The 21,905-nt window shown below is 62.7% G+C and carries 17 protein-coding genes; 3 read left to right on the forward strand and 14 right to left on the reverse strand.

What is annotated here, in order from left to right; genetic code table 11:
• Positions 1 to 44 precede the first annotated feature (44 nt).
• The gene (locus tag HWX91_RS04075) at positions 45 to 3,716 is read right to left on the reverse strand and encodes an autotransporter outer membrane beta-barrel domain-containing protein (RefSeq protein WP_028199023.1); all 3,672 of its coding nucleotides are present in this window, start codon (positions 3,714 to 3,716) and stop codon (positions 45 to 47) included.
• Between the two features lie 922 nt (positions 3,717 to 4,638).
• Complete coding sequence (locus tag HWX91_RS04080; RefSeq protein ID WP_028199022.1) at positions 4,639 to 5,256, reverse strand: hypothetical protein; 618 nt, start codon at positions 5,254 to 5,256, stop codon at positions 4,639 to 4,641.
• A 219-nt stretch (positions 5,257 to 5,475) separates the two neighbouring features.
• Between HWX91_RS04080 and HWX91_RS04085 the strand changes: the two genes are divergently transcribed.
• Entirely contained in the window at positions 5,476 to 6,018 is a 543-nt protein-coding gene (locus tag HWX91_RS04085; RefSeq protein WP_028199021.1) for a TlpA disulfide reductase family protein, read from the forward strand.
• A gap of 94 nt (positions 6,019 to 6,112) precedes the next feature.
• On the opposite strand, the gene HWX91_RS04090 is transcribed toward HWX91_RS04085, so the two are convergent.
• From HWX91_RS04090 to HWX91_RS04130, 9 genes are all read right to left on the reverse strand, one after another.
• A complete protein-coding gene (locus HWX91_RS04090) occupies positions 6,113 to 7,465 on the reverse strand; it encodes a sigma-54-dependent transcriptional regulator (protein WP_028199020.1) in 1,353 nt (450 codons plus the stop codon).
• Positions 7,466 to 7,481: 16 nt separating this feature from the next.
• The gene (locus HWX91_RS04095) at positions 7,482 to 9,479 is read right to left on the reverse strand and encodes a sensor histidine kinase (protein WP_028199019.1); all 1,998 of its coding nucleotides are present in this window, start codon (positions 9,477 to 9,479) and stop codon (positions 7,482 to 7,484) included.
• Between the two features lie 58 nt (positions 9,480 to 9,537).
• Positions 9,538 to 10,818 (reverse strand): dicarboxylate/amino acid:cation symporter, encoded by a 1,281-nt coding sequence (locus HWX91_RS04100; protein ID WP_028199018.1) that lies wholly within the window; start codon positions 10,816 to 10,818, stop codon positions 9,538 to 9,540.
• Between the two features lie 376 nt (positions 10,819 to 11,194).
• Entirely contained in the window at positions 11,195 to 12,265 is a 1,071-nt protein-coding gene (locus HWX91_RS04105; protein WP_028199017.1) for an ABC transporter ATP-binding protein, read from the reverse strand.
• Positions 12,266 to 12,297: 32 nt separating this feature from the next.
• Positions 12,298 to 13,089: an ABC transporter permease gene (locus tag HWX91_RS04110; RefSeq protein WP_028199016.1), complete on the reverse strand. Its 792-nt coding sequence runs from the start codon at positions 13,087 to 13,089 to the stop codon at positions 12,298 to 12,300.
• Positions 13,086 to 14,024 (reverse strand): ABC transporter permease, encoded by a 939-nt coding sequence (locus tag HWX91_RS04115; RefSeq protein ID WP_028199015.1) that lies wholly within the window; start codon positions 14,022 to 14,024, stop codon positions 13,086 to 13,088. The genes HWX91_RS04110 and HWX91_RS04115 overlap by 4 nt, the downstream gene beginning before the upstream one ends.
• Positions 14,025 to 14,190: 166 nt before the next feature.
• A complete protein-coding gene (locus HWX91_RS04120) occupies positions 14,191 to 15,303 on the reverse strand; it encodes an ABC transporter substrate-binding protein (protein WP_028199014.1) in 1,113 nt (370 codons plus the stop codon).
• A gap of 98 nt (positions 15,304 to 15,401) precedes the next feature.
• Positions 15,402 to 16,187, reverse strand: coding sequence for a glycerophosphodiester phosphodiesterase (gene ugpQ / locus HWX91_RS04125; protein ID WP_028199013.1), 786 nt, complete (start codon positions 16,185 to 16,187; stop codon positions 15,402 to 15,404).
• A gap of 193 nt (positions 16,188 to 16,380) precedes the next feature.
• A complete protein-coding gene (locus HWX91_RS04130) occupies positions 16,381 to 16,524 on the reverse strand; it encodes a hypothetical protein (protein ID WP_156034544.1) in 144 nt (47 codons plus the stop codon).
• Positions 16,525 to 16,740: 216 nt separating this feature from the next.
• Here HWX91_RS04130 and HWX91_RS04135 point away from each other — a divergent pair, with 216 nt between their 5' ends.
• Complete coding sequence (locus HWX91_RS04135; protein WP_028199012.1) at positions 16,741 to 17,511, forward strand: DeoR/GlpR family DNA-binding transcription regulator; 771 nt, start codon at positions 16,741 to 16,743, stop codon at positions 17,509 to 17,511.
• Between the two features lie 48 nt (positions 17,512 to 17,559).
• Here the strand turns inward: HWX91_RS04135 and HWX91_RS04140 are convergent, their stop codons facing one another.
• Complete coding sequence (locus tag HWX91_RS04140) at positions 17,560 to 19,227, reverse strand: Na/Pi cotransporter family protein (protein WP_028199011.1); 1,668 nt, start codon at positions 19,225 to 19,227, stop codon at positions 17,560 to 17,562.
• Between the two features lie 225 nt (positions 19,228 to 19,452).
• On the opposite strand from HWX91_RS04140, the gene HWX91_RS04145 reads away from it, so the two are divergent.
• Positions 19,453 to 20,136 carry a histidinol-phosphatase gene (locus HWX91_RS04145; protein WP_028199010.1) on the forward strand — a complete coding sequence of 228 codons (684 nt, stop codon included), beginning with the start codon at positions 19,453 to 19,455 and terminating at the stop codon, positions 20,134 to 20,136.
• 59 nt (positions 20,137 to 20,195) lie between these two features.
• On the opposite strand, the gene HWX91_RS04150 is transcribed toward HWX91_RS04145, so the two are convergent.
• Together HWX91_RS04150 and HWX91_RS04155 are read right to left on the reverse strand one after the other, a co-directional pair.
• Positions 20,196 to 21,065, reverse strand: a complete 870-nt coding sequence (locus HWX91_RS04150) for an ABC transporter permease subunit (RefSeq protein WP_028199009.1) — start codon at positions 21,063 to 21,065, stop codon at positions 20,196 to 20,198.
• Positions 21,062 to 21,868, reverse strand: coding sequence for a taurine ABC transporter ATP-binding protein (locus HWX91_RS04155; RefSeq protein ID WP_028199008.1), 807 nt, complete (start codon positions 21,866 to 21,868; stop codon positions 21,062 to 21,064). The genes HWX91_RS04150 and HWX91_RS04155 overlap by 4 nt, the downstream gene beginning before the upstream one ends.
• Between the last annotated feature and the right edge of the window lie 37 nt (positions 21,869 to 21,905).

Raw genomic sequence — 21,905 nt, forward strand, 5'->3', positions numbered from 1 at the left:
CACGTCTTCCGTGCCGCTGGCGCTTCGACCGGAGCCGCACCACGTCACCACGTGTACTTCACGCCCGCCATCCCGGCGAGCCGCTGGTAGCTGCTGCTCGCAAAGCCCCACGACACGTTGCCCCACGTTTGCCAGCCGCGAGCGAACCGGTATTGCAGACCGGCTTTCAGTTCGGCGGCGTTGTGCGGTACGCCGTCGAACGCGATGGTCACGCCGTCCATCGAGATGGCGTTCTGGCGGTTGTTGTACCACCAGTTGGCTTCGAACGAAGCCTGAATCACATCGCCGCCCGCACGCGCGAAATCTCGGTAAAGGCGTGCGCCGAGGCGTGTCGTGATGCCGCCCGAGCGGTTGTCGGTGACGGTCGTGCCGTTGACCTCGGTATGGGTGCCCGCGCTGTAGTCGGTATAGATGAACTGGCCTTGCGGCTCGATCACCCAGTCGTTGCCGAATGGCTGGATGGCATAGCCCAGCTCGAGCGAGCCCGTCCAACTGTGGGCGCTGTACTGTTCGCCCGGCAACAACGCGCCCTGAACCTGATTGTTGAAGTTGCCGTATTGCACCCAGCTGTCCACGTACGCGCCGAGCCGGCTTTTTTCATTGGCGAACCAGGTCGCATAAGCACCGACGGCGTAGCCGTTCACCTGCCCGTGTGCGTCGTACGGATTGCCGTCCGCGCTGGCATTCGTGCGCATGTTGCCGTAGGCCGCCATCAGCCCCGCGTGGATGCGATCCACGCCGCGCCAACCCGGCCACTGCGCCACGTCGCCGCCTGCCTGCAACACTTCGCCTTGCGTGTTGACGCTCAGCTCGCCGCCGGCTGCCTGGCTGCGCAGGCTCGCCCCGGACACCCGCGCCCAACCGGCCGCCACGGGTGCGCCGCCATTCGGGCGCGCGCCGTCCGGCGATTGCGGGTCGCCTGTGCGGTCGTGCTGCGTCAGTAAGAACATGGTCTGCGCGGCGTACTGATTGCCCATGTAGACGCCCACCTCCGGACGCAGCAGCTTCGCCGGCGTAGGAGGCGGCGGTGGGGGCGGCGGGGGCGGGGGCGGAGGCGGCTCGGGCTTCTCCGAGCGCAAATACCACTGACCGTCGTTCGGATTGGCCACACCACCCTGAAACAGCCGGTATTCGTAAGGCCCGGCGACGGCCCGTCCGTCGAGCACGAAAGCGCCGGCGGCCGAGCGGCCGGCGTCGTTCACCTGCACGAGGCGGATGCCGTCTTCCGGCGTATAGGTGCCCGAGCCGCCCACGTGTTGCACGCTCACATGCGTGGCGCCGCCCGTCCCGACACTGACCGCATTCGCCACCAGCATGTCGCTCTGCGATGTCGCGCCTCCCTTGTCCAGCACGCTGTCGAGCAGGAGTTTGCCGCCATTCGAGGTATAGGTTCCGCCCACCACCAGACGGTCGCCCGTCACGCCGTTGGCCAGCGTGAGCGTGCCGTGGTTATCCAGATCTCCCGCGATCGTGAAGGTGGCGTCGGGCCCGCCGGCGAGTGCGGGCAACGTGTTGCCGACGCCAATCATTCCCATGTTCAGCACGGAACCGTTCACCTTGCCGTAGCCGCCGAGCGCGGCCCCCTCCGCCACACTGATCGCACCCGCGCCCGCCAGTTGTGCATCGGAATGCGACGCGTCGCCGATCACCAACGCGCCCGCCGTCACGTTCGTGTTGCCCGTGTACGTCTGCACGCTATTCAGGATCAGGGTGCCGGTTCCGCTCTGCGCCACCGCGCCGCTACCACTGACAACGCCGCCATACACGAGCGTGTCCGAGCGGTCGAAAACCAGTGTGCCGTCGTTCACCACGTTGCCGGCGAGGCTGCCGCGCGTGCCGCCGTTGCCGATCTGCAGCGTGCCGCCGTCGATGGTCGTACCGCCGGTATGGGCGACGTCGCCGGTGAGAACGAGCGTGCCCGCGCCTGCCTGCAATAGCGATCCGCTACCGCTGATCGCGCCGCTGTAACCGAGCGTGTCAGCGCGGTTGAAAACCAGCGCGCCGTCATTCACGACGTCGCCCGTCAGTGTGCCGCTCGTGCCGCCGTCGCCGATCTGCAGTGTGCCGGCCGCGACGGTCGTGGTGCCGGTGAAGCTGTTTTGCCCGGTGAGCAGCAAAGTCCCGAGGCCCCGCTTGATCAGCGCGCCGGCGCCGCCAATGGGACCGCTCAGCGTAACGGCGTACGCCTGGGTGTCGATCGAGCCGACGCTATTGAGCGTCACGGCCCGCGCACTGGCGAGCGACGCCGCGGCCTGCAGTGCGCCACCATTGAAGACGAGCGCGCCGGACGCACCGCCTAGATTCGCATCCGACGTCACCTTCGTCGTGCCGGCGTTGAAATACGTGCCGCCCGTATACGAATTCGCGGACGTCAGCGTCAGCGTGCCGCTACCTGCCTGCGCCACCGCACCCGAACCACTGATCACGGTGCCGATGTTCACCGCGTCGGCCCGGTTGAAGATCAGCGCACCGTTATCGACGATGTTGCCGCTCACGCTGCCCGTCGTCCCGCCATTGCCGATCTGCAGCGTCCCTCCCGCGTTGATCGTCGTGCCGCCGCCCACGCCGTTGTTGCTCAGCGCCCCGGTGATGGTCAACGTGCCACTGCGCACCGTGGTGGCAGCCGCCGTGGTGCCGGTGGTGGATACGTTGCCGCTCAGCAGCCAGTTCGTGCCCGCCATGGTCAGTCCGGCGAGGCCGACGAGACTGCTGTCCTCGTTGCCCGTTCCTTTCAGCGAAAGCTTGTTGCCCGCCGTGCCGGCGGCAACCACCAGATCGCCGTTGAGCACCGATCCCGTGTCGAGCGTGATCAGATTGCCGCTGCCCGTGACGGAGATAGCGGTCCCGCCGGTGCCGGTAAGCGTGCCGGAATTGTTGACCACGCTCCCAACCCCGGTGATCAGCAAGCCGATCGGACCGGCGATCGTGCCGCCGGCATTGTCGATTTCCGCCGAAGCATTGCTGCCAACCCATACGCCCGCACTCGAACCGGTGGCGTGGGACGTGATCGTGCCGTTGTTGACCAACGTGCCGAACGTATTGCCGGCGAATTCCACGGCATTTACGTTGCCGCTGGTTTGCAACGTGGCGCCGACATGATTGGTGAAGGTACCCTCCAGGCTGCCGCCACCTATGCTCAGGGCGACACCCGTAACGGCGACGGTCCCCGCATTGGTCCCCACGAAACTGCCGCCATTCGACGCGATGCCCGTGAAACCGCTGATGAGACCGCTCGCGCCTTGCGTGAAGCTGCCACCCGAGATGAAATTGACCGCCGTGCCCGACGCAGCGTTCGCGCTGATCGTGCCGTCGTTGCTCACGGCGCCGCCGTCCACAGCCATGTAGACGCCGTTTTGCGCGCCCGACACCGAAGCGCCCGCATGGTTATAGACGGTGCCGCCGTTCGACATCGCGATGCCGCTGTTCGCGCCGCCCTGCACGCTGCCGTAGTTGTCCACCCGCGCGCCGTTGGCCGCTGCCGAGGACAGATTGACGCCGTTGGCGGCGCCGCTGATCGATCCTTCGTTGCTCAGCGTCCAGTTCTGCGCGTTCGAGCCGCTAACGCCGTCGCCCGAGGCGGCGTTGACGACCGTGCCGCTCGGTGCGTCGAACCGGGACGCGCCGGGGCTCAAGGTCTGGAGTTGAATCGTGCTGCTGGAGGGCGGAATGACGACCTGCGCGCTGGCGCACGGCGCCGTGACGGAAGCAGCAATCATGCAAAGCGGCAAGGGCCGCAGAGCCAGCCTTGGCAGGCAGGTGCGATGTCGGCTCAGACGGGTTGAATGGCGATCAGGAATAGGGTTTTTATCCGACTCGCCGAATTGCCGTCTTATGTTTAAATGAATTCCGTCAAATAACTGCGCTTCTCCAGCAACATTTTTTGATTTTTTCATTGTTATCGTTCAGGAAATCACGTCATGACTGGGCGGCTGGACAGATGATAAATCCCCTAACCAGCCGTTCATACAAGCTATTTCCGTACTACAACGGAGCCTCGCTCACCGTTGTGAAGCTTGATCAGCAATAACCGGTTCGAATAAACCCAATGCGCATCAATCAGAATTGACGTGAATGACGTTAGCTCAGGATTGGCGAATCAGGAAACACCTTTCTCGAAACTTACTATGTGATTTAAGAAAGAACAAGCCGCACGCCATGCAAGGAGCATCGAATTCCGACGAATACTCGTATTACGCTCGCTGGCACCACTAAAACGGATTTCAAACAATGCCGCTGGCCGTCACGCACATCGGGCAAAACCCCTGTGGAAAAGATCGAACGATACATCGTGCACAAACTGCCTGATGACGAAAAAAATCGCTGTCAAGACTTGACTTATGCACACAGGCCCGTTCCAGATAGATTTTGAAACAACTGAAAGGCGAATGAAGTGCTCGCCGGGAAGTGCCTTGATTCAATTGACTTTTTTTGGCGTGGCGCCGACTCGAAAAACTAGCAGAAGGCCCGCCAGACGGCCTTGTGCGACCAAACAGCCGGACTTCTCAACAGAGTTATCCACAGGCTGCGTAGCCAAACCAAAAACCTCAACGTAAACCGGTAATTAGCGCGTGATGCTGCGAATGAACTTTCAATGTCACCGCTTATCCGAGACGCCGAGGTCGGCCAAAACTACCGGTTCTAGTACAGCTTGAACGATGTGAAAAACTGGTCGATCTGCTCCGGCGGGAGTGGCTTCGAAGCAATGATGGCCGCCTGATAAACGTGACGGTTGCGCGCGACGATTCGCGCGTAGACAAGCCGCGATTCGTGCTTCGAGCCGGCCGCACCGCTCAGATTCATTTCGAGCCCCAACACCTGACCGCCTGCGGCGAGCGGAATCTGCACGGCGTGAGCCTCGGGTGCGACGCCCACATTGCGCGCCAGGCCCGTGCGCAGGAATTCGAGCGCGGCGCGCTGGGTTTGCGGGTCGTCGTTTGGCAGCATCACCGTGCCCACTGCAAATACCGCGTCGCCGGCTTCGGCGGTCTGCATCGCCATCTGCATGGCGGTGCCGTCGATCTGCACCGCGCGCTGGTCGTTGCCCGGCTTGGCCGGCAAGTCCACGGTGTAGCCGTTGTCGTTGTTCATGACGGTGCGCCAATCGTAAGTCGGCGAGCATGCGCACAGCGTGGCGGCCAGCGCCAGTGCGCAGGCGGCTGTGCGCCACGGCGAGCGGCCTGCCGGCCGTAAAGCGTGATGAGCAGCGGGGAGACGGCAAAGACGAGGGGTGAAACGGCGAAATACGGGTTGGCGCATAGGGACGGAAGACCAGCCTGACGAAGTCGTAAAACCCTTATTATCCGCTCGCCGCGCCCGCCTGCCGCACGGAACGAATACGGCTACAATAGCGAAACCCAAATCGGCGGACATTCAAGCGGCGCATTCCGAAAGTGATGTGGCCCGAAAGTCCCGGCCGTTCGGCTCCAACCCGACGCACTGTCCCGCGCGTTCCGCGCGACTCTCGAGGTTCCGTTCATGAGCACCACCACCGTTTCCGCCACGTCTCCAGCAGCACGGCGCGCCAATCCGCTTCGCATTGTGATCATCGCTGTCGTGGCGGTTGCGCTGGCGGTTGCAGGCTATTTCGCGTTCGCCGGCCAGCAGCGCGTGCCCGATGCCACCTTCACGCTGTTGTCGGGCCAGAAGATTTCCACCGCCGACCTGAAGGGCAAGGTCTATCTGGTCAACTTCTGGGCCACGAGCTGCGACACCTGCATGAAAGAAATGCCGCAAATGGTTCAGACCTATAACCGCTTCAAAGGTCAAGGTCTGGAGTTTGTCGCGGTCGCCATGAACTACGACGCGCCCATGTACGTGACCAACTACACGCAAACGCGCCAGTTGCCGTTCAAGGTTGCAATGGACGACGGCTCGGCCGCCAAGGAGTTCGGCAATGTGCAGCTCACGCCCACCACCTTCCTCGTGGACAAGGACGGCAAGATCCTGAAGCGTTATGTCGGCGAACCGCAATTCGCGGAACTCGACGAGCTGCTGGAAAAAGCGCTGAAGGCAGCCTGAGCGCAACGCTCGCGCGGTCCGTCAACGCTTTGAAGATCCCCTCGAATCGCTTCACCCGCGCCGGCATGCGCCCTGCTGCCGGCGCATCAAATCCTCACCGCTCCCCTTCTCCCTTGGCCGCGAGGCCATATCGTTTGATCTTCTCGTAGAGCGTCGCCTTCCCAAGCTGAAGCTTGTCCGCCGCCAGCGCGACGACGCCGCCGGCCTGCTCCAGCGCCTCCGCGATCACCGCCCGCTCGAATTGCTCGACACGTTCCTTTAACGGTTGCGCCGCTACGCTGTCGTCCGCGAAAGACATAACCGGATCGTCGGCCACACCGAGCACGAAACGATCGGCGGCGTTGCGCAGTTCGCGCACATTGCCCGGCCATTCTCGCTGCATCAGGCTCGCGCGCTGCCGGTCCGTGAGAATCGGCGCGGGGCGTTGATAACGCACCGCGGCATCCAGCAGAAAGTGTTCGAACAACGGCACGATGTCCTCGCGCCGCTCACCCAAAGGCGGCAGCGCGATCGTCACCACGTTCAGCCGGTACAGCAAATCGCGACGAAACGAACCGTCCGCGACATGCTCAGCCATGTCGCCCTTCGCGGCCGCCACCACGCGGCAATTCACGCGAATCGGCTGATTCGAGCCAAGCCGTTCCAGCACGCCGTCCTGCAACACACGCAGCAACTTGACCTGCAACGCGAGCGGCATGCTTTCGATTTCGTCGAGGAACAACGTGCCGCCCGAAGCATGTTCGAGCTTGCCGATCCGGCGCTTGGCCGCACCGGTGAATGCGCCGGGTTCGTAGCCGAACATTTCCGACTCGAACATCTGCTCCGGCAGCGCGCCGCAGTTCACCGCGATAAACGGTTTGTCCCGCCGCGGCGACAGTTCATGCAGACTGCGCGCGATCAACTCCTTGCCCGCACCGGTGTCGCCGTTGATCAACACTGACGCGTCGGTCGGCGCGACATTCGCGATCAGCCGGCGCACCTGCTCGATCGCGGGACTACGGCCAATGATGCGCGGCGCCACCGAGTTCTGCCCGGCCAGTTCACGGCGCAACGCGAGATTCTCAAGCACCAGCTTGCGGCGCTCCAGCGCACGCCGCACGGTTTCGATCAGACGCTCGGAGGCGAACGGCTTTTCGATGAAGTCATACGCACCGTCGCGCATCGCCTGCACGGCCATCGAAATATCGCCATGCCCGGTAACCAGAATCACAGGCACGTCGGGCGCACGCTCGTGGCACTGCGCGAGCAGTTCGAGACCGCTTGCGCCAGGCAAGCGAATATCGCTGACGATCACCCCGGAGAAATCCGCGCTAATCATTTTCGCCGCGGATTCCGCCGACGCATGGCCGATCACGTCGAAGCCCGCGAGTTGCAAACTCTGCACGCTGGCGCGGCGCACCAGTTCGTCGTCTTCGATGTACAGCACTTGCAGGCCGTGGTTCAGCATGTCGTTCTCATTTGATTCAGGAACCGGCGATAAGCGGGTCCGAAGTATGGCTCGTCTGCACGCGCGCGCGGCGCAGCGTCAATACGAATAATGCACCGCCGTCCGGCGCGTTGCCTGCTACCAGCGTGCCGCCGCAGTCGCGCGCAATCGACGATGAAATCGCGAGACCGAGTCCCAGCCCCTGACCCATTTCCTTCGTCGTGAAAAATGGCTCGAACAGACGCGGCAGCACGTCGTCGGGAATGCCGGGGCCGTTGTCGCGCACCGCGAACGAGACGCTCGACTCGGTGGCTTCAACCTCGACCCAGATGCGCGGGGGTGTCATTCCCGCCGTTGCGTCGAGCGCGTTGCCGAGCAGATTGATCAGCACCTGTTCGAGCCGCAGGTCGTCGCAATGGGCGACAAGATCGCGGCGATCGTCGGCCAGATTCAGCGATGTACGCACGCCAGTGTCGGCATCGAGCAACACGAGCTCGACGTCGACGCCTTGCAGGCGTTTTTGCAGCAGCGCGACGACGTTGCGCAACGCTCGCATGATCGGCGCACGCGCGCTGCGCGGCCGGGCGCGCCCGACGAACAGTTTCAACTGATTGGTGATCTTGCCCATGCGTTCGGTGAGCGCCGCGATCGCTTCGAGATTCTCGCGCGCCGCAGCCTGGTCACCGCGCTCGAGCAGCACCCGTGTGTTGTCGGAGAAACCGCGCAGCGCCGCAAGCGGCTGATTCAATTCATGCGTAATGCCGGCCGCCATCTGACCCAACGCGGCGAGCTTGCTCGCCTGGATCAGCTCATCGTGCGCCGCGCGCAACTCCTGTTCGGCGCGCGTTCGCTCGGCCACTTCCTTCTGCAACTGTTCGTTCGCCTGCGAGAGATCCGCGGTGCGCTCGGCCACGCGCTGGTTCAATTCCGCATAGGCCTTTTGCAGCAGTGAACGGCTACGCATCACTTCGCGCACGCGGGCGCGGCGCATTCTCCAGTAGAACGCGAGCAGGACCAGCGACACATATCCGAAACCGGTAACGATAGTCGCGTTGCGCGCGTCGGCGTCGACCGGATTGACGGGCGACATGGTGATCAGGTGCCAGTCCGGCTCACCCATGCCGCGCCGCGACGCCAGATAGCGCGGCGCATACCGGCCGCCGCCGATGCGCACGATCTGCGCATTGCCTTCGAGCGTGCGCTCGATCGTCACCGGCAGTGGCGCAATCGGCTGCTGCGCATATTGACGCGCCTGGTAGATCGAATCGGCGACCTGTCCGGAGAGCGGCCGGATCGTGTGATATTTCCACGCCGGCACCGACGACAGAAAGATCACGCCGTGGTCGTCGGTAACCACCAGCGGCTCGGACGCATCCGCGCCCTGAAACCATTCGAGATCGAGTTTGACGACCGCCACGCCGACGATCCTGCCGTCGCGCCGCACCGGCTGCGAGATGTAATAACCTGGCGCCTGCGAAATCGTGCCGATACCGAAGAAGCGGCCCACGCCGCCCTTCACCGCATCGAGAAAATACGGCCGGAATTGATAGCCCGCGCCGATGAAGCTGCCCGGCCCGTGCCAGTTGCTCGCGGCGACGCAATAGCCGTCGAGCGGAATGATGTAGGTGACCGTTGCCCGCGCGTGGCGATTGAGGTCTTCGAGATACAGATTGGCGCGTTGGACGTTGGCGGGAGTGGGATCGACCAGCACGTCCTGCACGATGGGATGTTCGGCCAGCAGATAAGGCAACGATTCGTAACGCTCGAGCGTGCTTTTCAGCGCGCTCGTGGTGCGATCGACCCGTACCGCGGCGTTGCGCCGCAAGTTGTCGATGCCGCTTTGCCACGCAATGCTGTACGTGAGCCCGCACGCCGCCACGAGCCCGGCGACGAGCGCGAAGAGGATCAGCAGGCGGCGCGTCACGTTGGCAATTTCCGATCTTTGTGGATCGGCTATTGTGGCATAAGGCGGCGCGCCGCCGGCGCGAGCTTCCTCGGCCGACGGCGCGGGATCACGGTGCGCGGACGCTTTCATACCTGAACGTCCGCGACCGTGATCGGCGTGCTGGCGGGAGTCGTAGCCGGTACGCGGCTTAAACGCCAGCCGGCTCCTTAACCGCCACGTCACCCCGCAACGCGGCGTTCAGCTTGTTGCGGTCCAGTTCCTTTTCCCATGCCGACACCACGACCGTCGCCACGCCGTTGCCGACGATGTTGGTCAGCGCGCGGCATTCGCTCATGAAGCGGTCGATTCCGAGAATCAGCACCATGCCCGACAGCGGAATGGTCGGCACCACCGCCAGCGTTGCGGCCAGCGTGATGAAGCCTGCGCCCGTCACACCGCTCGCGCCCTTCGACGTCAGCATCGTCACCGCCAGCAGCGTGAGTTGCTGGGTCCACGTGAGATCGGTGTTGGTTGCCTGGGCGATGAACAGCACGGCCATCGTCATGTAGATGTTGGTGCCGTCGAGGTTGAACGAGTAACCGGTCGGCACGACAAGGCCCACCACCGAGCGCGAGCAGCCGAGCTTTTCGAGCTTCAGCATCAGTTGCGGCAGCGCGGCTTCCGACGAGCTCGTGCCGAGCACGATCAGCATCTCTTCCTTGATGTAGCCGACAAAGCGCAGGATGTTGAAGCCCACCACACGCGCGATGATGCCGAGCACGACCACCACGAACACGATCGAAGTCAGATAGAACGTGCCAATCAGCTTGAGCATGGGCAGCAGCGAGCCGATGCCGTACTTGCCGATCGTGAACGCCATCGCGCCGAACGCGCCGATCGGCGCCAGCTTCGTGATGATGCGCACGATGCCGAACAGCACGTGCGAGATTCCGTCGATGAAGTTCGTGACGACCTTGCCCTTCTCACCAGCCGTGGCCAGCACCGCGCCGAACAGCAAAGCGATCAGCAGGATCTGCAGGATTTCGCCCTGAGCGAACGCCGACACGAGCGTGTCCGGAATGATGTGCATCAGGAATTCGACCGTGCTCTGGCCGTGCGCCTTCGCGGCATACGACGCGACCGCCTTGCCGTCGAGCGTAGCGGGATCGATATTGAAGCCGACACCCGGCTTCAGCACGTGCGTCGCGATCAGGCCGAGCACCAGCGCGAACGTCGAGACGATTTCAAAGTACAGCAGCGCCTTGCCGCCGACGCGCCCGACCTTCTTCATGTCTTCCATGCCGGCGATACCCGTCACCACCGTACAGAAGATGATCGGCCCGATCACCATCTTGATCAGCTTGATGAAGCCGTCGCCGAGCGGCTTCATGTCGACGGCGAAATCCGGCGAATAATGGCCGAGCGCAATGCCGATGATGATCGCGACGATCACCTGCACGTACAGCACTTTATGAATGGGTTTCTTCACGATGTTTCCTGCGATATGGGTGAGCTCAAGGCCTGCCACGCTGCGCACCATGCGAACGAATGATCGTCGCGTTTGTGCACGGCATTAGGCCGCGACAAGACGACGAATTCAGAAATACCGGGAAGGGAAATCAGACATCGTTGTCTCCTTGCTTTAGTTGTCGGACCGTTGCGGCCGCGGATTCTAAATTGCAAGGTCGATGCCAGCTTGATGCGCAGCGAATCGCTTTGATTTTTATAGGTTTTTTGGCGTGCCACCGCTCACGCCGTCCGGGATTCCGGAAATCCGGACGAGGGGCGTCGGGGAATCCGGAATCCGCACCGGCGGCACCCCCGGGAAAACCCGGAGAGGCTTGTCGGGCGCGGCTGTCTGACTTCTATGCGCCGCCCTCTTCCAGCACCAACAGGTTTTCGTGCGAGAAACCCAGCGACACCGGTTGACCACGTTCGGGCAAGCCGCGATTCGGATCATTGAAGACATCGAGTGAGATGACCGCATCCTTCACGCGTGTTCTGATGCGCACCACCGCACCGAGAAAATTCACTTCTTCGACGATTGCGCTGAGCGTATTGCGGCCCGGCGCGGCCGGTTCCAGAACGATGGCTTCAGGCCGTAGCGCGAGCATGCGTTGCTTGCCCGCGTCGCCGGCCGGCAAAGCTTGCGTAGTGGTCAACTCCTGACCGTCGACGACCATCCTGCCGGATTTCGGGTCGATCACATGCCCCGCGAGAATGTTCAACGTGCCGACAAACGACGCGACAAAGCGCGTGCGCGGATAGTTGTAGATCTCCGAGGGCGAACCGACCTGTTCCACGCGCCCCTCATTCATCACCACGATGCGGTCCGAAATCGACAGTGCCTCTTCCTGATCGTGCGTGACGAAAATCGACGTGATGCCCAACTCACGCTGCAACGCCCGAATGTCTTGCCGCAACGAAATGCGAATCTTCGCGTCGAGCGCGGAGAGCGGTTCGTCGAGCAGCAGCACCTGGGGCTTGCCGGCGAGCGCGCGCGCCAGCGCCACGCGCTGCTGCTGACCGCCCGACAGTTGCCACGGATAGCGCGCGCCCAGATGCGGCAGCTTGATCAGTTGCAACATCTCCTCGACGCGCTTGCTGATCTCCGCCTGCGGACGGTGCGCGATCTTCAGCCCGAAACCGATGTTATCGGCCACGGTCATGTTCGGAAACAGCGCATACGACTGAAACACCATGCCGACCTTGCGCTGCCGCGTGCGCAAGTGCGTCACGTCCTTGTTATCCAGCCGGATGGTGCCGCGCGTCGGCGTTTCGAAACCGGCGATCATCCGCAGCACCGTGGTCTTGCCGCAGCCGGACGGTCCAAGAAACGTGATGAATTCGCCGCGCTCGATCTTCATGTCGAAGTGATGCAGCGCCGTGTTCGCCCCGAAGGCCTTATGCAGATTTTCTATCTCAAGGAATGCCATGATTCTCTGCCTTACCCGGTCAAATGAGTCCGTCAAATTTTCTGGCCGCTAAGCGCGCGGGCCGAACCGAATACCTGAATCAATCCCATCGCCGCCCACGTAATCACGAACGCGATAATCGCGAGCGCCGACGGTTCGTACGCGCGGTTCGCACCGATCAACTGCAGATACGGACCGAACGCGGGACGGTCGAGCAGACTCGCCAGCGTGAACTCGCCGATCACCACGGCAAAGGTGAGAAAGGCGCCGGACAGAATGCCCGAGCGGATATTCGGGAAGATCACCTTGAACAGGATCGTCGGCCAGCTTGCCCCGAGACATTCGGCGGCTTCGGTCAGCGAGCGCACATCGACGGCGCGCAAGCCGGCGTCGACCGCGCGATACATGTACGGCAGCGAGAGCGTCACGTAGCCGAACACCAGCAACAGATCGGTTGCGCGTTCGTTGCCGGTGAGCGGCAGAATCGAACTGCTGTTGTAGATGCGCAGATAACCGAACACGATCACGATCGCCGGCACCACCAGCGGCAACAGCGTAATGAACTCGACGACCGGCCGCAGTTTCGGCAACCGCAACTGCACGTAGTACGCGGTCGGCACTACCAGCAACACGCCGACAATGATCGTAAGGATTGCCATCAGGATCGAGTAACCGAACGAGGCCTGAAAACGCGGGTCGCTCAGCACCACGTGGTACGCCTCGAAGCTGTAGACGCCACGCTTCATGCGCAGGCTGAATTCGAAGGTCGCGAGCAACGGAATCAGAAAGTACAGCGAACCGGCGATCATCGCGATCCACGCGCCCGCACGCGATTGGCCTTTCATCGGCGCCCCCTTTCTGCGCGCGAACGCAACCAGATGTACCCGCCATTCGACAGCCCGGTCACGAGCACCATGCCGAGCGCGAGTGCGTAGCCGAGGTTCTGGTTGTGCATCACGTCGCCGCGAATCTGCGCGTACAGCAGGATCGTGACGATGTTGAGCGAACTGCCGGTCAGCGCGTATGCCGTGGCGACCGCGCCGAACGAATTGGCGAACAGCAGCAGGGTTGCGCCAAGCACGCTCGGCCACAGCACCGGTAACGCGACGTGGCGCCAATATTGGAAGGCCGTGCCGCCGAGGCAGTCGCATGCTTCGCGCCATTCGCGCTTCAGGCCATCCAGCGCGGGTGTGACGATCAGCACCATCAGGGGAATCTGGAAGTACAGGTAAGTCAGCGTGAGTCCCGAGAAACTCAGCACACTGAAGCCCGTCGAGTACAGATTGAAGTCGAGGTATTTCTTCAGCAGGACGGTCACGAGGCCGACGCGTCCCAGCGTACAGATGAAGGCAAACGCGAGCGGCACGCCGGCAAAATTGGAAGCGACGCCGGAGAACGTCATCAGCGTAGGGCGAATCCAGCCCGGCAGTTTGCCCTGCACCGCCGCCCACGCGAGCAGCAAGCCGATTACGCCGCCGCCGATCGCAGACGCGGCGCTCACCTTGAAGCTGATCCAGTAGGCGTCCAGCACCGTGGGCTGCAGCAGGTCACGGAAATTCGCGAGGGTGAAGTGGCCTTGGGGATCCTGAAACGCACCCACCATCAGAAAGCCGGTCGGCAGAATCAGGAACAACAGTGCGAAAGCAAAAAACGGCACTACGCCGATCCAGGCGAGAAAATGCGACGCGCGGCTCGGACCGCCGGCGCGAGGTGTTGGCGTGGGCACAGGCGGAACCAGTAATTCCGGCTGCACCGACCCAGCATCCGATGAAGCGCTCATAGCTCACCCTTGGGGCTTTCTGGTTAACGCCTGACGCGCCGCCCTGCTTGAGCGACGCGTCGTCTTTTCGAAACTGCGCGTTACGGATAAAAGCCGCGGCATGGGCGGCGTGCGATCGAACGCCGCTCCATCGCCGCCACCGCCGCCACCGTGTGCGCCACGGCGATTATTTGACGTTCGCGCCGACCGCTTCGTCCCAGTGTTTCGTGATGGTGTCTTTGTAGGCGTCCTGCTGGGACAACGTCGGGAACACCACATTCTTGTATGACGAAGGCGGCGGCAGCTTGTCGAGCAGCGCTTGCGGGACCTTCTTCTGCGCTACCAGCTCGTTATAGCGCATCGGATGGCAATAGCCGCCCAGCCAGCCAAGCTGGCCTTCATCGGAGTACAGATACTCCATCCACAGTTTGGCCGCATTCGGATGCGGCGCGTAGGCGCTGATCGCCTGCACGTACACACCGGCGACCACGCCTGTTTTCGGAATCACCACCTGTACCTTCGGGTTGCCCTTCAGGGTGTCGCGGTCGGCGAGCGCGTTGTAGTCCCAACGCACGATGATCGGCGTGGTGCCCTGTGCAAGCGAGGCGGCCTTGCCGATCACCGGCACGAAGTTGCCGCTCTTGTTCAGATCGGCGAAATACTTGAGGCCGGCCGTGTCGGCCTTGCTCACATCGCCTTTGCTTTGCGACATGCCGGCGGCAAACACGGCCTGGATTGCCTGATTGGCCGTGCGCGGGTCGCCTGCCAGCGAGACCGCGTTCTTATAGTCGGGCTTGAGCAGATCGCTCCAGTCGGACGGCACCTTGTCGATCATGTCGGCGTTCACTTCAAACGACAGTACGCCGTAGTAATCGCCATACCAATAACCGTCGGGATCTTTCGACTCTTTCGGAATCGCGTTCCACGTAGCCACCTTGTACGGCTGCAGTAACCCTTGCGCCTTTGCGGTCGGACCGAACGACAAACCCACGTCGATCACGTCGGGCGCCTGCGGCCCCTTGTTGCCCTTGTTCGCCTTGATGGCTTCCACTTCGTCGCCCGAACCCGCATCCGGATTCAGCTCGTTGATCTTGATGCCGTACTTCTTCTGAAATCCCGCTACCAGTTGACCGTAGTTGCACCAGTCGTGCGGCAATGCGATCACAGTGAGTTGGCCTTCCTGTTTGGCGGCGGCGATCAGTGCGTCGAGCGGCGCGGCCGAGGCGCTGCTCACCCCGGCTGCGGCAACACCCGCAGCGGCCAACATCGAAAATAAACGAGCTAATGCGGTGCGCTTCATAGTCTTCCCCATCCTCTGCCGAAATTGCTACGTTTGGAAAATTTCTGGTTTTCAGCTTCATGGGCGCGCCTCTGAACAAGCCCGCACCCGCGTCACGCTCAGCCCGGATTCGCCGGCGCCGAGAACATGTCGTATTCAAGCTTATCGATGCGATCTGTACAAATCATGTCGACGCCCCATTGGACAAGCAGCCGTGCGCGCTCAGGATCGTTCACCGTGTAGGCCAGCACCCGCAGGCCGGCCGCCTTGATCTCGGCAACCAGCGGCTCGCTCAGATACCGGTGGCTCGCGTGCAACGACACGCAATCCAGCTCCCGCACGATGCGCAGCCAGTCCGCCGGCACCTCTTCGAATAGCATGCCGCGTTGCAGCACGGGCGCGGCGGCGCGTGCGGCGGCAAGCGCCTCGAACGAAAATGACGACAGCAACGGCGGGGTCTGCCCTTGCCACAAAGTCAGCGCACCGCTTGCAACCAGGGTCCCCGTGATCTCGTCACGCCCCGGACAAGGTTTGATTTCGATGTTGGCCGCAATGCCATCCCGAGCGCAACGCCCGGCCGCCTCGGCGAGAGTCGGCAGGCGGGTGCCGGCGAACTGCGGCCCGAACCAGGCACCGGCGTCGAGCCTGGCCAGTTGGTCCCACGTGTGTTCGGCAGCAGCGCCATGACCATTGCTCGTACGTTCCAGCGTGTCGTCGTGCAGCAGGAAGAGCTGGTTGTCGGCGGAGAGCTTGGCGTCGAATTCGACCATGCGGTAGCCGTAGCGCACGCAGGCGTCGAAACCGGCCAGCGTGTTCTCCGGCGCCAGCGTGCCGCCGCAGCGGTGCGCCACCAGCCGCGGATAGGGCCAGTTGGTGGATAAAGTGCGATCAGTCCCGTTTGCCACGTCTCGTTACCTTCCATCCAGATAGAGCGGGTTGAGTATGCTCTCGACACGTTCCCAGCCGCCACTGCCGCCATGCAACCTTTACGCGCGAGCCCCTCGCGTAGTATCACGTCAATGGGCAATGCTGCGATAGCCGGCGGCACGGCTAACGCCGCGGCTCATTACGTCGCGTGGCGGTCACGCGATCTTATTGTCAGGATGCCGAACCATGTCGCTTCCAAGCGGCGCCGCGTGCAGCAAAAAATCGTCCAGGCGGCAGATCCCAAAGTCCATTATGGCAACGACATGGATCGATCAGATTGCCAAAAAACGCCGCAAATTGCTCGAAATCGGACATTTCAATTCCTTTCCGAACATTTGATGTTCGAAATAGGCATGGCACCTCGATCTGCGAAGGCTAAGATGAAATACACAAACTTGCAAGCTGCCAAAAAAATACAACACAATTCGACTAAAGTAGTAGGCTTGACATAGTCCGGACACACATCCGTGTCCACGATGACACTTTAAGAACAAGCCGTGTCAGCAAGCGTTCGCACCCAAGGAAAAATGCATGTGGCAGGAAGACCGTCATCAGAGAATTCGCGCGTTGCTGTCCACGCTGCAACGCGTGTCGACCGAACGGATCATGGCGGATCTCGGGGTATCGCGCGAAACCGTACGGCGCGATCTACTCGACCTCGAGGCGCTCGGTGAATTGCGGCGCGTGCATGGCGGCGCGATCAAACCCGCTGACGAGGCGCCGATCGCCGAGCGCGCCCATATGCGCGTCAAGTCAAAAACCGCAATTGCAAAAGCGGCCACCGGTTTAATCGCGAGCGGCCAGACACTTTTCATCGACGCGGGCACCACCACCGCGGCGCTCGCCGAGGAGCTGGCGAAACTGGCGAACCTGACGATCGTCACCAATTCAATCGACGTCGCGCTGAAAATGCGCGGCGCCGTGGATCAAACGGAAGCGGCCAACGAAGTGATCCTGCTCGGCGGCTCGATCAGCGATCGCGCCATGGCGACCACCGGTGCTACCACCGTGCTCGACATTCAGCGCTATCGGGCGGACATGGCCTTACTCTCGCCGGTCGGTATCGATCACCGGCATGGGGCGACCAACTACGATCACGCCGAAACCGAAGTAGCGCGTGCCATGGTTGCCAATGCGGACCGCGTGGTGATCCTTGCCGACTACAGCAAGATCGGTCAGCGCAGCCGGATTTCGTACTGCCCGGTCGATCGGATCGATGTGCTGGTCACCAACAAAAAGGCGGCCGAAGCTGCTGACTTTGCGGCGCTCAAAAAGAAGCTGGAAGAGATCGTTCTGGCTTAGGGGCTTAGGGGCTCAGGGCCTCTTTGGGACCCCTCGTAGGGCCTCGCCCTATTCCTTCACATACATCGTATCGAGCACACGCTTGCGCAAGCGCGTGTCACGCAATGCGCCGGCTGCGTCGAGCACCGGATACGCCGTCGAACAGAACAGCGAATTGAGCCGTTTCATATCGCTGATCAGATCCAGGTGCAATGCGCTGGTTTCGATGCTGCGCAAGGTTTGCCCGGCAAGCCGGTCCAGGTGCTTGTACGAATAGGCGCGCTCCAGGTCGCGAAAGCGCTCCTTTTCCGCCAGCAGCCGCTCGGCACAACGCAGATCGTTATTCAGAAACACCGACAGGCCAAGTTGCAGATTGCTGACGAGCCGTGCGTGCAGGTCGTCCAGCTCGCCCAGTCCCTCCGCCGAAAACGACAGCCGGTGCGCGATCTTCTTTTCCTCGATATCGCCGACGATTCGCTCGATGATGTCGCCCGCATGTTCCAGGTTGATCGTCAGCGAGATGATGTCAGTCCAGCGGCGGCTATCGGCCTCATCGAGTTGCTCGCGGGAAATCAGCGTCAGATAGCTTTTGACCGCGGCGTAGAGCTGGTCGACGTCGTCGTCCATGCGAACCGTTTCGCGCGCCTTATCGAGGCTATTGTTGTGAATCAGCTCAGCGACGTTGTCGAGCATGGTGCGCACGATGTCGCCGATACGCAGCACCTCCCGTGCGGCGTGAGCGAGGGCAAGCGTGGGCGTGGGAAGCGCGGCGGCATCCAGATGCAGCGGCCGCAGCTCACCGTTGGCGAGCGGCCGGTCCGGCAACACCCGCGTGCAGATGCGCGCGACCGGATCGATCAGCAACAGGCAGGCGCAGCAGCGCAACGTGTTGTAGATCACGTGAAAACCGACCACCGCTTCGCGCGGATTCGCGATCAGCACCGGCAGCCCGCGGGCGAGCAGCGGCGCGAACGGCAGGATCAGCAGCGCGCCGGCCAGCTTGAACGCGAGGCTGCCCAGGGCCAGACGCCGCGCCGCGGCGTTCTGCGCGAGCGTGCCCATCAACGCCAGCAAGCCGCTGCCGAGATTCGCGCCGATCACCAGACACAACGCCACCTTCAACGAGATAACGCCGGACGACGCAAGCGTCGCGGTCAACAGGACCGCCGCGAGACTCGAGTAGGACAGCATCGCAAATGCCGCGCCGACCAGCGCGTCGAGCATGGTGTCGCCGGTCAACGCACCGAACATCACGCGCACGCCGGCGCCTTGCATCATCGGCTGGGCGGCTTCGACGATCAGGTGCAGCGCCAGCAGAATCAGGCCGAGCCCGATCAGCGTACGGCCTACCTGGCCGAGACGGGTTTGCTTGCGCGACAGAAAGAGCGGCACGCCGAGCAGAATCAGGATCGGCGACAGCCAAGACAGATCGAGCGTCAGCAGGCGTGCCATCAGTGCGGTGCCGACGTCGGCGCCAAGCATGATCGCGAGGCCGCTGGTGAGCGGCAAAAGACCTTGCGCGGCGAACGACGTGACGATCACCGCCGTTGCGTTGCTGCTCTGCACGAGGCTCGTCACGCCGACGCCCGACAGGAAGGCCCGCCAGCGGCTGCTGGTGCTGCGCCCGAGGACGCTGCGCAGATCGGCGCCGAGCACGCGCAGGATGCCGGTACGTACGATGTGCGACCCCCACACGAGGAGCGCCACACCAGCCAGAAGGTTAAGGAGAATCAACATAAAACGCTACGCATCCATTCCTGCTGCCATGACCCGAACCGCATGCCGTGCGAATCGGCACCCGGGGCGTTTATGACAGTAGTGTTGCACATTTTTGCCTTATTGTAATTTTGTGCTTTTAAATATACGCTCGCGCAAAGCTGCGAGTTGCTGTGTGCCGGCTCATCGTCCGGAACACGGTTCGCTCGATCACTTTGTTTGCCCACTTCATCACAAGGACTCTGGATGAGCCGCAACCTTGCGCTATTCGACCTGGACCACACGTTGCTGCCGCTCGACAGCGATCAGGCGTGGGCCCACTTCATCGCCAATCTGGGCATAGAAGGCGCGGCGCGGCATGCGGAGGAAATCGACGATTACTACCGGCAGTACGTGGCCGGCACGCTCGATATGACCGCCTATCTGAACTACACCCTCGCGCCGCTCGCTCGCCACTCACGCGAGCAACTCGATGCGTGGCATGCGCAGTTCATGAAGGAGGTGATTGCGCCGGCAATCCTGCCGGCCGCGCGGGCACTCGTGCAGCGTCACATCGATGCGGGCGACCTGTGCTGCATCGTCACGGCCACCAATGTGTTCATCACGAAACCGATCGGCAAGGCGCTCGGTTTCGAACATCTGCTGGGGATCGATCTCGGCACCGAAGGCGGCGATCCGCTGGCGCGCTTTACGGGAACCGCAGTCGGTGTACCCACCTTCCGCGAAGGCAAGATTGTCCGCACCGAGGACTGGCTGGCTTCGCTCGGCCATCGTCTGGAAGATTTTCCGCAGAGCTGGTTCTATAGCGACTCGATCAACGACGTGCCGTTGCTCGAACGCGTCACGCATCCGGTCGCGACCAATCCCGACCCGCGTTTGCGAGCCATTGCCGCGGAACGAGGCTGGCCGGTGATTGAATTGTTTGCTTGAGAGTGCGCGCGGCGCGGTGGCCTTGGGGTGGTCACGAAGTGGCCACGAGATAGAGCCGACTACACACGCCCCTTCCACGGTACCAGCCGCCGTTCCAGCGCACGCATGCCGAGATCGAATAGCCATGCGATCAGTCCGATCAGCACGATACCCATCACCACCACATCGGTACGCAAAAAGCTCGACGCGTTGAGTACCATCTGACCCAGCCCCGCAGTTGCCGCGACCATCTCCGCGGCAACCAGCGTGGTCCAGCCGAAGCCGATCGCAATCCGCAAGCCGGTCAGAATCTCGGGCAACGCTGCCGGCAGAACCACATGGCGCACGATCTGCGTGAAGCGTCCACCCAGCGAATAGGCCGCATGAATCTGCTCGATGGTCGCGCTGCGCACACCGGCACGCGCCGCCATCGCAATCGGTGCGAAACAGGCGAGATAGATCACGACGATCTTCGCCGTCTCGTCGATGCCGAACCAGATGACCACCAGCGGCAGATAAGCGAGCGGCGGCAACGGCCGGTAGAACTCCAGCGGCGGATCGAGCAAGCCGCGGGCAACCCGGCTCACGCCCATCAGAATCCCGACCGGCACCGCCGTGACCGCGGCCAGTGCGAACGCGCCGAACACGCGCAACGCGCTCCATGCGAGATGTTCGGAGAGCGGCAACCCGCCTTGAATGCGTCCGTGCCACGCGTCCAGAAACGCGGCCCAAACCGCCTCGGGCGTTGGCAGAAATAGCGGCGGCAGCCAGTGGAGGTGCGTCGCGAACCACCACAGTGCCGCAAGCGTCGTGACCGAAACCGCGCTCAGTGCCGCGGTCGGCCCTTCGCCCGGCAAACGCCAGCCGCGTACCGGCCGCGCGTTACGTCTCGGCGGCTCGCTTGCCTGGGTTAGCGGCACGTTGCCCAAAGATTCACGCGAAGCCGTCACGACAGCACCTCTTCCTGATTCCGTTCATTTCGCTCGTGCAGACGGCGCACCAGCCGCTCGCGCCATTCGATGAACTCCGGCGACGACTTGACCGCGCGCGCATCGCGTGTCTCGAGAAAGCGCCGCGCGAATGGCAGGTCGTAGCTCTCGGCGATGCGGCCAGGCCCCGGCGTCATTACCACGAGGCGGGTCGCCAGAAACAGTGCCTCCTCCACGCTGTGCGTAATGAAAAACACTGTTTTGCGGGTGCGGCCCCAGACGTCCAGCACGAGTTCCTGCATCGACTCGCGCGTCATCGCGTCTAGCGCGCCCATGGGTTCATCCATCAGCAGCACTTGCGGATCGCTTGCCAGCGCACGCGCAATGCCCACGCGCTGCTGCATGCCACCCGACAACGCGTAGACGCGCGAGTGCGCATGCTTCTCAAGGCCAACCAGCGCCAGCTTCTCCCGCGCGATGCGTTCGCGCTGCGCCTTCGGCACGCGCTGAAAACGCAAACCGAGCGCAACGTTGTCGAGCACGTCGAGCCAGGGCATCAGCGCGTATTTCTGAAACACGACACCGCGATCCGCGCACGGCCCAAGCACGGGTTCATCGTTCAGCCGCACCTCGCCGCCGGTCGGTTGAATGAAGCCCGCGATGCAATTGAGCAAGGTCGTCTTGCCGCAACCGGACGCACCCAGCGCGACGACGAATTCGCCGGGCTCGATGCGCAAATCGACGTCGGCGAGCGCGACGGTCGGCGCCGCGCCGCGGACGCCTTCGTAGGCGACATGCAACCGCCGGATCTCAAGACCGCTCATTGCCGCGCCTCATGATGCTGATGGATAGGCTTGCTCA

The organism is Paraburkholderia fungorum (assembly GCF_902833645.1).
Lineage (GTDB): Bacteria > Pseudomonadota > Gammaproteobacteria > Burkholderiales > Burkholderiaceae > Paraburkholderia > Paraburkholderia fungorum.